Raw genomic sequence first — 14,838 nt, forward strand, 5'->3', positions numbered from 1 at the left:
CCTTATGTTGAAGCAGGGGGCTGCTCGAGCGGGGCGGACACTCGCCCAATTCAGGGGGGCTTGGCAACGCGAAAAGTCTGTCAAAATGATGAATTGGCCGCAATGCGCCCGCCGTTGACAAGGCCCCGACCGGGCCATATCTCTGCCCGGTCGCGACCATGGCGATGGCGTTTATTTTGCTGCGTTTTTGGCCGTTGAACCCAGACTTGCCCAATTCCCACCCATATGGCGGATGAACCCCGCAGTCCGGGCTCTGACGCCGCGAAGCGTCACGGTGAGTTGATAGGCAGGCGGGTGACAACTTCTTGGCTGCAAAGCGGTTAAATCGCGAACACAGGAACTAGGCATGATCGGCGCGCTCGCCCGCAAGTTTTTCGGCTCCGCCAACGACCGGCGGGTGAAGGGATATCAGTCCCGCGTCAACGCGATCAACGCGCTGGAGCCCGAGCTCGTCAAACTCTCCGACGAGGCGCTCAAGGCCCGCACCGCCGAGTTCAAGAAGCAGCTCGCCGAGGGCAAGACGCTCGACGACCTGCTGGTGCCGGCCTTCGCCACCGTGCGCGAGGCGGCCAAGCGCACGCTCGGCCAGCGCCATTTCGACGTCCAGCTGATCGGCGGCATGGTGCTGCACGAAGGCGACATCGCCGAGATGAAGACCGGCGAAGGCAAGACGCTGGTCGCAACGCTTGCGGTCTACCTGAACGCGCTCGCCGGCAAGGGCGTCCACGTCGTCACGGTCAACGACTATCTCGCCCGGCGCGACTCCGGCTGGATGGGCCAGATCTACGGCTTCCTCGGCATGACCACCGGCGTGATCGTGCACGGCCTCGACGACGCCGAGCGCAAGGCGGCCTATGCCTGCGACATCACCTACGGCACCAACAACGAATACGGATTCGACTATCTGCGCGACAACATGAAGTACCGGCTCGAGGACATGGTCCAGCGGCCGCACTTCTTCGCCATCGTCGACGAGGTCGATTCCATCCTGATCGACGAAGCGCGCACGCCGCTGATCATCTCCGGTCCGCTCGACGACCGCTCCGATTTCTACAACACCATCGACTCGTTCCTGCCCAGGCTCGACAAGACCGATTACGAGGTCGACGAGAAGCAGCGCACGGTGACGCTGACCGAAGCCGGCATGGAGAAGATCGAGACGCTGCTGCGCGATGCGGGGCAGCTCAAGGGCGAGTCGCTCTACGACGTCGAGAACGTCTCCGTCGTGCACCACATCAACCAGGCCCTGCGCGCCCACACCCTGTTCACCCGCGACAAGGACTACATCGTCCGCGACGACGAGGTCGTCATCATCGACGAGTTCACCGGACGCATGATGCCGGGCCGCCGCTATTCGGAAGGCCTGCATCAGGCGCTGGAGGCCAAGGAGCACGTCCAGGTCCAGCCCGAGAACCAGACGCTCGCCTCGATCACCTTCCAGAACTACTTCCGCATGTACGAGAAGCTGGCGGGCATGACCGGCACGGCCGCGACCGAAGCGGACGAATTGTTCGACATCTACAAGCTCGAGGTCGTGGAGATTCCGACCAATCTGTCGGTCGCGCGCCTCGACGAGGACGACGAGGTCTACCGCACTCAGCAGGAGAAATACGCCGCCATCCTTGCCGAGATCGAGCGCGCCAATTCGCGCCTGCAGCCGGTACTGGTCGGCACGGCGTCGATCGAGAAATCGGAAGTGCTTGCCGAATTCCTCAAGAAGAACGGCTACAAGCAGATCGATTTCGGCAAGGAGAACGCGCTCGACAAGCTCTATGCCGCGGCCCGCGCCGGCAAGCAGGCAAAGCTGTTCGCGGTGCTGAACGCGCGCTTCCACGAGCAGGAAGCCTATATCGTCGCCGAAGCCGGCGTTCCCGGCGCGATCACGATCGCGACCAACATGGCCGGCCGCGGCACCGACATCAAGCTGGGCGGCTCGCTGGAGATGCGTCTCCAGCAGGAGACCGCGGGCATCACCGACGAGGCCGAGAAGGCGAAGAAGATCGAGCAGATCAAGGCCGACATCGCGCATTTCCGCGAAATCGTGCTGAAGGCCGAGGAGACCGTCGAGATCGAGCCGGCGAAGGGGAGCAAGCCCGCCAAGACCGTGAAGAAGCCCGGCGGCCTCTACATCATCGGCTCCGAGCGGCATGAATCACGCCGCATCGACAACCAGCTGCGCGGCCGGTCCGGCCGTCAGGGCGACCCCGGCCGCTCGAAGTTCTTCCTGTCGCTGGAAGACGACCTGATGCGGATCTTCGGCTCGGACCGTCTCGACAGCATGCTCCAGCGTCTCGGCCTGCAAGAGGGCGAGGCCATCATCCATCCCTGGATCAACAAGGCCTTGGAGAAGGCGCAGCAGAAGGTCGAGGCGCGCAACTTCGATATCCGCAAGAACCTCCTCAAGTTCGACAACGTCCAGAACGACCAGCGCAAGGTGATCTTCGACCAGCGCGTCGAGCTGATGAAGGACGAGAGCGTCGCCGAGACCGTTACCGACATGCGCCACGCCTTCATCGACGACCTCGTCGCCAAGCACGTGCCGGAGCATGCCTATGCCGAGCAGTGGGACGTCGCGGGGCTGAAGGACGAATTGAAGCGCGTGCTCGACCTCGACCTGCCGGTCGACGAATGGGCCAAGGAAGAAGGCATCGCCGACGAGGAGCTGCTGAACCGTATCGAGACCAAGGCCGACGAGCACATGGCGGCCAAGGTCGGGCAATGGGGTCCCGACGTGATGCGTTACGTCGAGAAGACCATCCTGCTCCAGACGCTCGACCATCTCTGGCGCGAGCACCTGGTCATGCTCGACCATCTGCGCCAGGTCATCGGCCTGCGCGGCTACGGCCAGCGCGATCCGCTTCAGGAATACAAGACCGAGGCGTTCAACCTCTTCCAGGAGATGAGCGCTCACTTGCGCGAGGCCGTCACGGCGCAGCTGATGCGTGTCGAGATCGTCCCGCCGGAGCAGGAAGCACCCGTCCTGCCGCCGATGGAAGCGCACAAGTTCGATCCGAACACCGGCGAGGACGAGATGGCCCTCGCCAGCGTCACGCTCGGCGCCCAGACCACCGACGCCGCGTTGCGCGATCCGAAGAACCCGGCAAGCTGGGGCAAGGTCGGCCGCAACGAGGACTGCCCCTGCGGTTCCGGCAGGAAGTACAAGCACTGCCACGGGCGGTACGGTTAGCGAATAGGCGTGAGGTGCGACGTCGGCGCCTCACTCCCCGCTGTCGTCGTCCGGCTTGACCGGGCGATCCAGTACGCCGCAGCTTCTCGATTCAATCACGACTGTCTCTGCAATACTGGATCGCCCGACTAATCGGGCGATGACAGTTGAGCATGTGGCGCAAGGCGCAGCTGCGCCCCCCTCAATTCGAGCTGTCGATCAGGCTTTCCAGCAGCCGCTTGAGCTCGCTCGTCGACTTGTCGCCGTAGCTCTCCAGGATATGCTCCTCCTGGTCGACCGCGAGCGAGTTGAGCTTCTTGCACAGCACCTTGCCGCGGTCGGAGATGAACATCAGGACCTTGCGGCGGTCGTTCGGGTCCTGCACGCGATAGACCAGCGTGTCGGAGACCATGCGGTCGATGATCTTGGTCAGTGTCGGATGGTTGAGCAGCACGGCATCCGCAAGCTCGCCCATCGAATGGCCGTTGCCATCCGACAGCACCTTCAGGATGCGCCATTGCTCGACCGGCACGCCCTCCGTGCTCAACCGCAGTTCGAGCTGCCGGTTGATCTCCCGGTTTGCTTGCGCGAGCAGGTAGGCGAGGTGTTCGGTGATCGGAGAGTTTTGTTTCGGCGGTTTTGCCACGGCTAAGACTTCGTCTTGACCCAAATGAGTGAATGTCTTGCAATCGATGCTGCATCTATATGCACTTCAATTCTTGAACATTCAATATTTTCAAAATAGGATCATTGCCTAACAAAAGGGCGGAAGCCGCGGCCGCCCGAAGAATGTGCTTTTCAGGTCTGGTCCCGGACAGGAGTTGGCGTGCGCGCGACGGTGAACTTCCCGGCTCACGGCGGCCCGGCGTTGCCGCCGTCCCTGCTGTTCAGGAATTTGTCGCCATCGGCGACGGATTTCGACCTGTCCCCGGTCGATGCGCATTTCATGAAGCGGCGCGGCGCGCGCAACAAGCTGCGCATCGGCAATTTCCTCACCTTCACCGGCTCGCCCGGAATCTGGGGGCCGACCTCCACCAACAGCGCGATGCTGGCGGTCGCCGAGATCAACAGGCGCGGAGGCATTCTGGGCCGCGAGCTGGAACTGTCGATCTACGATTCCGGCGGCTCGATCGAAGACGTGGTGCGCCGCGCCGAGCAGGCGATCGCCTTCGACGAGGTCGACCTCATCATGGGCTCGCATATCAGCGCCGTCCGCGTTGCGCTGCGCAAGGTCACCGGCAACCGCATCCCCTATATCTACACGCCGGTCTATGAAGGCGGCGAGCGGACGCCGGGCGTCATGGCGATCGGCGAGACGCCGCGCTGGCAGAACCGACCGTCGATCCATTGGCTCGCGGAGGTCAAGAAGGCAGAGCGCTGGTACCTGATCGGCAGCGATTACGTCTGGCCGTGGCAGTCGCATCGCGCGGTCAAGCGCTACATCAAGGAAGCGGGCGGCCAGGTCGTCGGCGAGGAGTTCGTCCCGGTCGGCGAGGACAATCACGAGTCGCATCTGGCACGCATCCGCGCCGCCAAGCCGGACGTGGTGCTGATTTCGCTGATCGGCACCGACAGCATCACCTTCAACCGCGCCTTCGCGGAAGCGGGCCTTGCCACCTCGACGCTGCGGCTTGCCGGCGCGATGGACGAGACCGTGCTGCTCGGCGTCGGCGCCGACAACACCGAGAATCTGTTCTGCGCCTCCGGCTATTTCAACTGCATGGCCTCGCGGGCCAATGATGAGTTCCTCAGTGGCTATCAGGCCATGTTCGGCCCGCACGCGCCGCCGGTCGGCTCGATCGGCCAGTCGAACTATGAAGGGTTGCGCTTCCTGGAGACCGTGGCCAACCGCGCCGGATCGCTGGCGTTTCGTCCGCTCCTGAAGGCCGCGCGCAACACCGTCTACTCGGCTGGCCGTGGTCCCGTGACCCTTCGTGACGGCCGCGCCGAGATGCCGATGTACCTTGCTGAAGCCGACGGTCTCGACTTCAGGATCATCAAGACGTTCTGAGTTACGGCCGCTGATACGTCGCAGCCGTTTCGCGAAATAAAACTTGAAAAGGAAAATATTTCCGTCTGTATTATCGACGCGAGGCCAGCCGGCCCGCGCCGTGCAGGCGCGGACGAAAGGCTTCCGTTCAACGCCAGGGATCAAGAAACCTTCAAGGAGAGCGCCGTGACAGTTGTCCTTCCCACGCCCGCCCAACTTCGCAGCGTCGCCGAGCAGTGCGGCCTTTCGCTGTCCGACGACGACGTCGCCTCGTTCCGCGGCCTGATGCAGGGCTCGATCGAGGCCTACAATCTCGTTGCCGTGATGCCGGACGAGGTGCCGGAGGTCAAATACCCGCGCACGCCGGGCTACCGGCCCTCGCCGGAAGAGAACCCGCGCAATGCCTGGTATCGCAAGTCGGCCGTGAAGGGTGCCGCCAGCGGCAAGCTCAAGGGCAAGACCGTTGCGCTGAAGGACAACATCATGCTGGCCGGCGTTCCCATGACCAACGGGTCGTCGACGCTGGAAGGCTATGTGCCCGATTTCGACGCCACCATCGTCACGCGCATGCTGGATGCCGGCGCCGAGATCAAGGGTAAGGTGCATTGCGAGCACTTCTGCCTGTCCGGCGGCAGCCACACCGGCTCCTACGGGGCGGTGCACAATCCGCACAAGATGGGTTACTCGGCCGGTGGCTCGTCGTCGGGCTCGGGCGTCGTGGTCTCGCTCGGCGAGGTCGACATGGCGATCGGCGGCGATCAGGGCGGCTCGATCCGGATGCCGTCCTCGTTCTGCGGCATCTACGGGATGAAGCCGACCTGGGGCCTCGTGCCCTATACCGGGATCATGCCCATCGAGATCTATGTCGACCATACCGGCCCGATGACCGCGACGGTGGCCGACAACGCGCTGCTGCTCGAAGTGCTCGCCGGCGACGACGGCTACGATCCGCGCATCAAGGCTCCGAAGGTCGAGGAATACACCAAGGCGCTCGGTCAGGGCGTCAAGGGCATGAAGATCGGCATCCTCAAGGAAGGTTTTGAGCAGCCGGTCGCAGAGGCCGCGGTCAATGAAAGCGTGCGCGAGGCGGCAAAGCGCTTCAAGGATCTCGGGGCCAGCGTCGAGACGGTGTCGATCCCGATGCATCTCCTGGGCGGCGCGATCTGGACCCCGATCGGCACCGAAGGCCTGACCCAGACCATGATGTTCGGCGACGGCTACGGCCTCAGCCGCGGCGACCTCTATTCGACCTCGCTGATGGATTTCCACCGCGGCTGGCGTCGGCAGGCCGATTCGCTGTCCGAGACCACGAAGCTGTTCATGATGCTCGGCACCTACATCAACAACAATTTCGGTCCACGCTTCTATGGCAAGGCGCTCAACATCTCGCGCCGGCTGACCGCGGCCTACGACAAGGCGTTCAAGGATTACGATCTCCTGCTGATGCCGACCACGCCGATGAAGGCGACCAAGCTGCCGGAGCCCACCGCCAGCCGCGAGGAGTATGTCGCCCGCGCGCTCGAGATGATCTCCAACACCGCGCCGTTCGACATCACCCATCATCCCGCGATGTCGCTGCCCTGCGGCATGGTCGATGGCCTGCCGGTCGGCCTGATGCTGGTCGGCCGCATGTTCGAGGAATCCACCATCTACCGCGCCGCCCATGCCTTCGAGCAGATCGGCGACTGGAAGAAGATGTGAGCGAGGTGTTGATGCACGCGGACGGAGCACCAGGGCGTTTTCGAGCGAAGTGGACACCGGCTCGCATCAAGAATCCGCGTCACAACAACAATCTGGAGCCCCGTTCCGATTCCATCGGAACGGGAAAGGCGCTGGCGCATGACTAACGCGTTCGTCGCGGCGTTCGAAATCCTGAGCTTCGGGGCGATCATCGTTCTGATCGTGCTGGGGCTCGGGATCATCGCCAGCATGATGGGCATCTTCAACTTCGCGCAAGGCGAGTTCGTCCTGCTCGGGGCCTACATCACCTATCTCGCCTATGCCAAGGGCCTGCCGATCTGGGCCGGCATGGTCGCGGCGCCGGTCGTCGTCGGCTCGCTCGGCTTCGTGCTGGAAGCGCTGATCATCCGCAGGTTCTATGCCGCGCCCATTGTCGCCATGCTCGGCACCTATGCGCTCGGCCTGATCATCCGCGAATCCGTGCGCGGCCTGATCGGCGGCTTCTATCTCACCGTACCGGAGCCGATCGGCGGCTCGATCGACATCGGCGCCATGCACATCTCGGCCTGGCGCTTCACCATCATCGTCATCACGCTGCTGGTGATGGCCGGCTGTTATCTGTTGCTCTCGCGCACCAGCTTCGGCCTGCGCATGCGCGCCACGCTGGAGAACCCGTCGCTGGCGCGCGCCTCCGGCATCTCCACGCCCTTGATGTACGGCGCCACCTTCGCGTTCGGCTCCGCGCTCGCCGGGCTCGCCGGCGCGCTGATCGTGCCGGTGTTCAGCCTCTACGCCGATCTCGGGCTGCGCTTCCTGATCCAGGGCTTTGTCGCGGTCATGGTCGGCGGCGTCGGCTCCTTCATCGGCCCGGTCGCCGGCGCCGGCGTCATCGGCACGCTCAGTGCCGCCTTGCCCTGGGTGATGGCGCCCGTCGTCGCCGACGTCCTCGTCTTCGTGCTCGCCATTGTCTTCATCAAATTCCGCCCGCAGGGTCTCATCGCTGGAAAAGGGGTTTAATCACATGCTCGATCGTACTCAGCTCACGCGACGTCGTTTCCTCTCCAATTTCGCCTTTGCGTCCGGCGCGGTCGCAACCGGCGTTGGCAGCTGGGTGATCCCGGCGCCCTGGGCCAATGCGGCCGAGGCCCCGATCAAGGTCGGCATCGCCACCGACCTCACCGGCCCCATCGCCTATGCTGGCAACGCTGACGCCAACGTCGCGAAAATGGTGATCAAGGAGATCAACGCGGCCGGCGGCCTGCTCGGCCGTCCGCTCGAGCTCTACATCGAGGACACTGCGTCCAACGAATCCGTGGCCGTCGGCAACGTGCGAAAACTGATCCAGCGCGACAAGGTCGACATGGTGCTCGGCGGCATCACCTCGTCGATGCGCAACGCGATCAAGGATCCGATCGTCGCCCGCGGCAAGACGCTCTACATCTATCCGCAACTCTACGAAGGCAAGGAGTGCACGCCGTACCTGTTCTGCACCGGCCCGACGCCGGCGCAGCAGTGCGACGAGTTCATCCCCTGGCTGATCAAGAACGGCGGCAAGAAATTCGCGCTGCCCAGCGCCAACTATGTCTGGCCGCACACGCTCAACGTCTACGCCCGCAAGGTGATCGAAGCCAACGGCGGCGAGGTCGTGTTCGAGGAATATTACCCGCTCGACCAGGTCGACTTCTCCTCGACCGTCAACCGCATCATCTCCAACAAGGTCGACGTCGTCTTCAACACCGTCATCCCGCCGGGCGTCGGTCCGTTCTTCAAGCAGCTCTATGAAGCGGGCTTCCTCAAGAACGGCGGGCGGCTTGCCTGCGTCTACTATGATGAGAACACGCTCAACATCAACCAGGCCGCGGAGATCGAGGGCCTCGCAAGCTGCCTCGACTATTTCAAGGTGTTGACCAAGGAAAACCCGTTCGACGCGAAAATCCAGGCCGCGTACGAGAAGGACTTCCCCGGCAACTTCCTGTTCGCCGCCGGAAGCGCCGCGACCGGCACCTATCGCGGCCTGAAGCTGTGGGAAGCTGCCGTCAAGGAAGCGGGCAAGATCGATCGCGAGTCGGTTGCCGCCGCGCTCGACCACGCCAAGATCGCGGAAGGTCCCGGCGGGCCCGCCGAGATGGTGCCGGGCAAGCGGCACTGCAAGATGAAGATGTACACCGCCGTCGCGAAGGGCGGAAACTACGAGATCGTCGCCCGCAGCAACGGCCTCGTCGATCCCAAGGAATGCTGAGTCGGATGCTGACTCTCCTGGATTGGTGCGTGCCTGAGTGCTCTCTCTTCACCTCTCCCGCAGGGAGAGGTCGGATCGCATCGCAAGATGCGATCCGGGTGAGGGGATCAGGTCTCACTGGATGCCGCGGCCCTTCACCCGGATTGCTCCGCAATCCGACCTCTCCCCGTTGGGGAGAGGTGAATCACGACCAGGCGGACTGATCCCACGATGTCGAATTCGAAATGCTGAAGTCCATGGGTGCGGCTAAACAGGCTGTCCACGCCAACGCTGGCAGCGACGCGGACCTTCCGGCGGCCAAGAGCGCATCGTCGGGGCGAAAGATCCTGCCGATCGTGGAGGGCGTCGTGCTCGTCGCGGCGCTGCTCGCGCCGCTGGTGCTGCAGGACTATCTCACGGTGTTCGCGACGCGCGTGATCATCCTGGCGCTGTTCGCGCTGTCGTTCGATCTGGTCTGGGGTTATGCCGGCATCATGAGCTTCGGCCAGGCCCTGTTCTTCGGCTCGGCCGGCTACGGCGTCGCGCTGCTCGCGCGCGACCTCGACATCACCAACATTCTCCTGGTGCTGCCGGCGGGGACCATCATCGGACTCACCTTCGCGCTCCTGCTCGGCGGCTTCCTGCTGCTGGGACGGCATCCCTCGAGCGTGATCTTCGTGTCGCTGGGCACGCTCACCGGCTCCTACGCCGCCGATCGTCTGGCCCGCGGCTGGTATTATCTCGGCGGCCAGAACGGCATTCCCTCGATCGCGCCGATGTCGCTCGGCGGCTACGAGTTCACGGAAGGTCCGGCCTTCTATTATCTCGTGCTCGGCATCCTCGTCGTGGTCTACCTGCTCTGCCGCTTCCTGGTGCGCTCGCAATTTGGCCTGGCGCTCGCCGGCCTGCGCGAGAACGAGCAGCGCATCGCCTTCTTCGGCTACAAGGCGCAGCATCTGAAAGCCATCATCTTCACCATCGGCGGCGCCGTAGCGGGCCTCGCCGGCAGCCTTTACGCCTTCCACGAGGGCTTCGTCTGGCCCAACATGGTCGGCGTCGTGGTCTCGACCCAGGTCGTGCTCTACGTGCTGTTCGGCGGTTCCGGCACGCTGATCGGTGCCGTCATCGGCGCCGTCATCGTCGAGGGCGTAAGCTTCTGGCTGTCGGACAATTACCGTGAAATCTGGCCGATCATCCTGGGCCTCCTGCTGCTGCTCGTGATCCTGTTCCGGCCGCTCGGCCTGATCAGCTTCGTGCTCGGCGAGCGTGAGCGGGTCGGCAGCTTCGGTGCGAAGCCAAAGGAGAAGCGCAATGCCGCTCCTTGAGGCCGCGGGCATCAAAAAGGTCTTCGGCAAGCTCACGGCGCTCGATGGCGCCGCGCTCACCGTCGGCGAGAACGAGTTTCACGGCCTGATCGGCCCGAACGGCTCCGGCAAGAGCACGCTGATGAAGTGCATTGCTGGCGCCGAGGTGCCGACGCAGGGCAAGGTGAGCTTCGTCAACACCGACATCACCGCCTTCACGCCGACCGAGCGCGCCCGCGCCGGCATGAGCCTGAAATTCCAGATCACCAGCGTGCTGCCGACGCTGACGCTCTACGACAACATCCTGCTCGCGCTGCAGGCGCAGTGCTCGCTGCTCGACCTCGTGTTCTCGCGCACGCGCGGGCTCCTGCACGACCAGGTCATGACCATGCTGACGCAGTTCCGCCTCGCCGACCGCGCCTTCGATGCGGCGGCGGCGCTGTCGCACGGCCAGCAGCAATGGCTGGAGATCGCGATGGCGCTCGCCGGCAAGCCGAAGCTGTTGCTGCTCGACGAGCCCACCGGCGGCATGAGCCTGGAGGAGCGTCGCGTCACCGGCGAATTGCTGCAGCCGATCAAGCAGCATTGCTCGCTCGTCATCGTCGAGCACGACCTCGATTTCATCCGCGACATCTGCGATCGCCTCACCGTGCTCGATCAGGGCAAGGTGCTGGCGTCGGGCACGGTGTCCGAAATCCAGGCCAACAAGTCCGTCCAGGAGATCTATCTGCGCCGTGCCTGAATTTTTGGACATCAAGCATCTCGACGCCGGCTATGGCCGCAGCCAGGTCCTGTTCGACGTCAGCCTCGGCATTCCCTGGCGCGGCGGCGTCGCCGTGCTCGGCCGCAACGGCGCCGGCAAGACCACGCTGATGAAGACCATCGTCGGCGAGCTGCCGGCATGGAAGGGTGAGATCGGCTTCGACGGCCGCGACATCAGCCGCCGCGCCACCCAGGAGCGCGTCCGTGCCGGCATCGGTTACGTGCCGCAGGAGCATTCGGTGTTCGCGCGCCTGTCGGTGCGCGACAATCTCGCGGTCGGCTCGCTCGCGAGCAAGAAGGCCGACGCAGTGGATCACGTGCTGACCATCTTCCCCAAGCTCGGCCAGCGCCTCGACCAGCCCGCCGGCACGCTCTCCGGCGGCGAGCGCAAGATGCTCGCGATCGGCCGCGCCATGCTGGGCGATCCGAAATTGCTGCTGCTGGACGAGCCGACCGAAGGCGTCTGGATCGGCGTGATCGAGGAGATCACCGAACGCCTGATCGATCTCGCCAAGGAGATCGCCGTCATCATCGTCGAGCAACACCTCGACCTGGCGCTGCGCGTCGCCGACTACGCCTACGTGCTCGACCGCGGCAGGGTCGCGCTGCAAGGCGAGGCGGGCGAGGTGCGGAGCAATCCGGAGCTGATGCGGTATCTGGCGCCGTAGGGATATGGCCCTTTGCGCGAGCTGAGCGCGCGCCTCGTCCTTCGAGACGACCGCTTCGCGGTCTCCTCAGGTTGAGGCTAAGCAGCCATCGGAGCCTGTTGAAACTGGCGCAGCACCCTCGATCCTCATCCTGAGGGCCCGCCAACGGCGGGCGTCTCGAAGGATGGCCACAGGCGAGATCGCTCCATATGCGATACCCCTGCCGCTTGCCCGAGACTGGCCCCGCGCCCCGTCCGCTTCTTCAACTGTCAAACAGCCGACATGACATCGCGATCCCGCGACGCCTTTCGCCCGGGTCTTGCTTCGCTTCTGGCGCCCTTTGGAATCGGAAGGGCGCAGGGAAGGCCGGGTACCGGCTGGCACCCGCGAGCCCCTGTGCATGATGCGTTGCGTAGACGCTCACAGGGGAGACACAGGTGCAGCCCGATAATCGGCCTTCCCTGCGCGATGGTTTGACGGCTTATGTCGCGCTCTCCCCGGGGAGCGATGCACTATTGCCCCCGTCGCCGTGCAGATGGCTGATGCGCGATCCGGTCGGACACGCACCCCACCACGGAGACTTGGCGCCAGCCCGCGGGCGCCAGGATTTTGCCGTACGCAGCCGGCCTGTCGTACCGCGCCCGCTGATCGCTCACGGGGAGACCCTGCCCTGCGCCGTATCTGGCGCCAACACCGCCCGCGTCCACCGCAACTCACCCCACGAACCGAGACGATCGCGACCCGCCCCTTCCGGCGGGATGAGATGGCGAGGGAGTATAGGGTATGTCGGGCTTCGGGTAAAGAGAAAATATGTATTATCCGAATCGGTCCGATTCCGAGCGAATGGGTGTATTGCCCGACGCCTTAACGCGCTGCATCAATCGAACTAAAGCGCGATGCGATTAGGATGAATCGTCATCGCGCTTTAGGTTGTTGTTTAAGCATGATCTTTTCGGAAAACCGCTGCGCACTTTTCCGGATCATGCTTTAGGGCGTGTGCCCATGAATGATCGACGGCCCCGATGTCAGTTCCCGGGCGTGAAGCGGACATGCTGCCGCGAGGACTTAGGATCCGCAAATGACCCGAAGGCGACATCGACCAGACGTCTAATCGGCCCTTCAACTCACCTGTGTGCCCTTGTGTTATTGTATCCCTTTCGAGAACTTGATGGAGGGAAGGATGGACATTCGATCGAAATTGACGGCGCTGTGTGAAGCGTTCAACGCGCACGACTTGGATTCCATCATGGAGTTCTTTGCTGACGATTGTATCTTGGAGATGCCGAGGGGAAGCAAGCCTTGGGGCTCCCGCTTCGAGGGCAAACGCAACGTACGAGACGGGCTCGCGACGCGCTTTGAAGGCTTACCGGATGTTCACTACGGCGACGCCGAGCATTTTGTGGATACGATGGCAAACACGGGCATTTCAAAATGGACGCTAACGGGCACTACAGGCGAAGGAAAAAAGATCGAGGTCCGAGGATGTGACTTTTACACTTTTCGCGCGGACGAGGTGATCCGCAAGGACTCGTATTGGAAGATTGTTGAAGGACCTTCGTCAGCCTAACGACGCACATGTCCGAATGTGGCCCGAACGCGAAGTCTAGGCAGCGTCCCGGCTGGTCGGCTCATAGTGGTAGACCGGAAGCAGCCGGGCGGCCTTCCGAAGGGCGGTCATGACCCATTGCCGACATGATCCGTGTCCGACATATTGGTCGCATGCCGAGGGATGAGAGCTATCTTGAAAGAATTTTTGATCTTGCGCCTCAATTGAGAGAGGTGCTCGCTAAACTAAATGCCGAATGGTCGCCTGAAGTGGTGCCTGTAACCCTCGTGGGTACGGCATTGGCGGAGGCTCTTGTCGAGCATTTCAATCGACTACCAAAAAGCACAATACAATCCGTCTTTGAACTCTGCGAGCAAGCGCTCGAAGACGGCGCTGCTCAAGAACGTGCCGCTTTATCAACCGGCTTTCTTGAATCACTACAGCATGCAGATGGCAGAAAGGCATTCGATTTCAGGTCGGTGGTAGGTTTTCTGGGGCCGAAGTCCAGAGAGCATTGCTTAGCGATGGATAGGTTTTGGAAAGCCACGACGACCGGCTTGTAGAGGTCCGGTTCTGGCCCAAAACGGACATGCCGCCGGTGCCGGCCGATGTCGGCTCTTGGGGGCATGGCCGACAACGCGGTTCATGAATACACGCCTTAGCTAAATGCTATTTTGGTTCCGCAAAGTACAAGCTTGGCGTCATGAAGAGCGCGTCTTCAAGGGGTGGGGCGATTTCGAACATCTGCGCATGGTTTCGAAAGTGAAAGACGCGCCGGACTCGATATCTGTCGCTTCTTTCTTCGGCAACGTCGGCCTCCCGTTTCGTGAGCCAAAATGGCGTGCGTTCGTGTCCGCACGTCGTCTTGATTTCCAGTAGCCGCTCTTGGCCGTCGGGTTCGAAGGAACGGACGTCGTACCCGAAACCATCTCCGTCCAGGTCGGAAACCCACCGAACGTCATCGGCGAGATCTTCACGGCCAGCTTGTCGGAGCCGGATGCGCTCGAACTCTACGACGAACTTTTCCCCGGCTTTGCCCAGTTCGCGATTTCGGGCATCCCGCTCGGCAGGATCAAACTTTCCGACAAGCCGACGGATCGCAGGCGGTAGCCCTTTGTCCGTCGATCGTGGTGGGGCAACGAAAATCGTCTCGTCGTTCAGGAACAGCGGTTGCGTATCTGCACTCGCCGGATAGAGAAAGTTTGGCTCGCGCCGAATATTGCGTTCGACGGCCGGCACCAGCGCGTCTTGATAATGCGCCAATGGCTTGTAGCCGTTGATCCACTGCGCACCCAACACGTCCAGAACGGCGGAGATGTTCTGTAGCTTGCGTTCGATCGATCCTTTGGATCGATGGACGGTCGTCATGAGACGACGCCAGTTATCTGCCTTGCTGTAGGCAATACCCGCCTTTTCGGAAGCCAGCATTCGAAAATAGCTGTCGACCACGGCGGAGATTTCAGCCTCCGTCCAAGGGGTCCCCGCAGTGCCTTCGGTGTGCTCAGGATCCAAGCTCTGCCTCGCG

Annotated in this window: 12 protein-coding genes; 10 read left to right on the forward strand and 2 right to left on the reverse strand. The window is 62.9% G+C overall.

Features of this window, described 5'->3' with window-relative positions:
• Positions 1 to 346 precede the first annotated feature (346 nt).
• Positions 347 to 3,187, forward strand: coding sequence for a preprotein translocase subunit SecA (gene secA / locus ACSHT2_RS22495; RefSeq protein WP_440636599.1), 2,841 nt, complete (start codon positions 347 to 349; stop codon positions 3,185 to 3,187).
• Positions 3,188 to 3,368: 181 nt separating this feature from the next.
• Here secA and ACSHT2_RS22500 read toward each other — a convergent pair whose 3' ends face one another.
• Entirely contained in the window at positions 3,369 to 3,812 is a 444-nt protein-coding gene (locus ACSHT2_RS22500) for a MarR family winged helix-turn-helix transcriptional regulator (RefSeq protein ID WP_440636600.1), read from the reverse strand.
• Between the two features lie 180 nt (positions 3,813 to 3,992).
• On the opposite strand from ACSHT2_RS22500, the gene ACSHT2_RS22505 reads away from it, so the two are divergent.
• From ACSHT2_RS22505 to ACSHT2_RS22545, 9 genes are all read left to right on the forward strand, one after another.
• Positions 3,993 to 5,177: a substrate-binding domain-containing protein gene (locus ACSHT2_RS22505; RefSeq protein WP_440636601.1), complete on the forward strand. Its 1,185-nt coding sequence runs from the start codon at positions 3,993 to 3,995 to the stop codon at positions 5,175 to 5,177.
• Positions 5,178 to 5,342: 165 nt separating this feature from the next.
• Entirely contained in the window at positions 5,343 to 6,857 is a 1,515-nt protein-coding gene (locus tag ACSHT2_RS22510; protein ID WP_440636602.1) for an amidase, read from the forward strand.
• Positions 6,858 to 6,995: 138 nt separating this feature from the next.
• The gene (locus tag ACSHT2_RS22515) at positions 6,996 to 7,853 is read left to right on the forward strand and encodes a branched-chain amino acid ABC transporter permease (RefSeq protein WP_440636603.1); all 858 of its coding nucleotides are present in this window, start codon (positions 6,996 to 6,998) and stop codon (positions 7,851 to 7,853) included.
• A gap of 4 nt (positions 7,854 to 7,857) precedes the next feature.
• The gene (locus tag ACSHT2_RS22520; protein WP_319336005.1) at positions 7,858 to 9,075 is read left to right on the forward strand and encodes a substrate-binding protein; all 1,218 of its coding nucleotides are present in this window, start codon (positions 7,858 to 7,860) and stop codon (positions 9,073 to 9,075) included.
• 224 nt (positions 9,076 to 9,299) lie between these two features.
• A complete protein-coding gene (locus tag ACSHT2_RS22525) occupies positions 9,300 to 10,379 on the forward strand; it encodes a branched-chain amino acid ABC transporter permease (RefSeq protein WP_440636604.1) in 1,080 nt (359 codons plus the stop codon).
• Entirely contained in the window at positions 10,366 to 11,100 is a 735-nt protein-coding gene (locus ACSHT2_RS22530; protein ID WP_319336001.1) for an ABC transporter ATP-binding protein, read from the forward strand. The genes ACSHT2_RS22525 and ACSHT2_RS22530 overlap by 14 nt, the downstream gene beginning before the upstream one ends.
• Entirely contained in the window at positions 11,093 to 11,788 is a 696-nt protein-coding gene (locus tag ACSHT2_RS22535; protein WP_440636605.1) for a branched-chain amino acid ABC transporter ATP-binding protein, read from the forward strand. Before ACSHT2_RS22530 ends, ACSHT2_RS22535 begins: the two co-directional genes overlap by 8 nt.
• A 1,159-nt stretch (positions 11,789 to 12,947) precedes the next feature.
• On the forward strand, positions 12,948 to 13,334 hold the full coding sequence (locus tag ACSHT2_RS22540) for a nuclear transport factor 2 family protein (RefSeq protein WP_440636606.1): 387 nt from the start codon (positions 12,948 to 12,950) through the stop codon (positions 13,332 to 13,334).
• A 125-nt stretch (positions 13,335 to 13,459) separates the two neighbouring features.
• Positions 13,460 to 13,876, forward strand: coding sequence for a DUF7674 family protein (locus ACSHT2_RS22545; RefSeq protein ID WP_440636607.1), 417 nt, complete (start codon positions 13,460 to 13,462; stop codon positions 13,874 to 13,876).
• Positions 13,877 to 13,982: 106 nt separating this feature from the next.
• On the opposite strand, the gene ACSHT2_RS22550 is transcribed toward ACSHT2_RS22545, so the two are convergent.
• Complete coding sequence (locus tag ACSHT2_RS22550) at positions 13,983 to 14,825, reverse strand: DUF3883 domain-containing protein (RefSeq protein ID WP_440636608.1); 843 nt, start codon at positions 14,823 to 14,825, stop codon at positions 13,983 to 13,985.
• Positions 14,826 to 14,838: the final 13 nt, after the last annotated feature.

Origin of the sequence: Bradyrhizobium sp. PUT101 (genome assembly GCF_052043945.1) — a bacterium.
Classification (GTDB): domain Bacteria; phylum Pseudomonadota; class Alphaproteobacteria; order Rhizobiales; family Xanthobacteraceae; genus Bradyrhizobium.

Excerpts from the sequence above, each read along its gene's own strand:
- secA (WP_440636599.1), top strand. The coding sequence starts at position 347 with ATGATCGGCGCGCTCGCCCGCAAGTTTTTCGGCTCCGCCAACGACCGG.
- ACSHT2_RS22515 (WP_440636603.1), top strand. The coding sequence starts at position 6,996 with ATGACTAACGCGTTCGTCGCGGCGTTCGAAATCCTGAGCTTCGGGGCG.
- ACSHT2_RS22520 (WP_319336005.1), top strand. The coding sequence starts at position 7,858 with ATGCTCGATCGTACTCAGCTCACGCGACGTCGTTTCCTCTCCAATTTC.
- ACSHT2_RS22525 (WP_440636604.1), top strand. The coding sequence starts at position 9,300 with ATGCTGAAGTCCATGGGTGCGGCTAAACAGGCTGTCCACGCCAACGCT.
- ACSHT2_RS22530 (WP_319336001.1), top strand. The coding sequence starts at position 10,366 with ATGCCGCTCCTTGAGGCCGCGGGCATCAAAAAGGTCTTCGGCAAGCTC.
- ACSHT2_RS22540 (WP_440636606.1), top strand. The coding sequence starts at position 12,948 with ATGGACATTCGATCGAAATTGACGGCGCTGTGTGAAGCGTTCAACGCG.
- ACSHT2_RS22545 (WP_440636607.1), top strand. The coding sequence starts at position 13,460 with ATGATCCGTGTCCGACATATTGGTCGCATGCCGAGGGATGAGAGCTAT.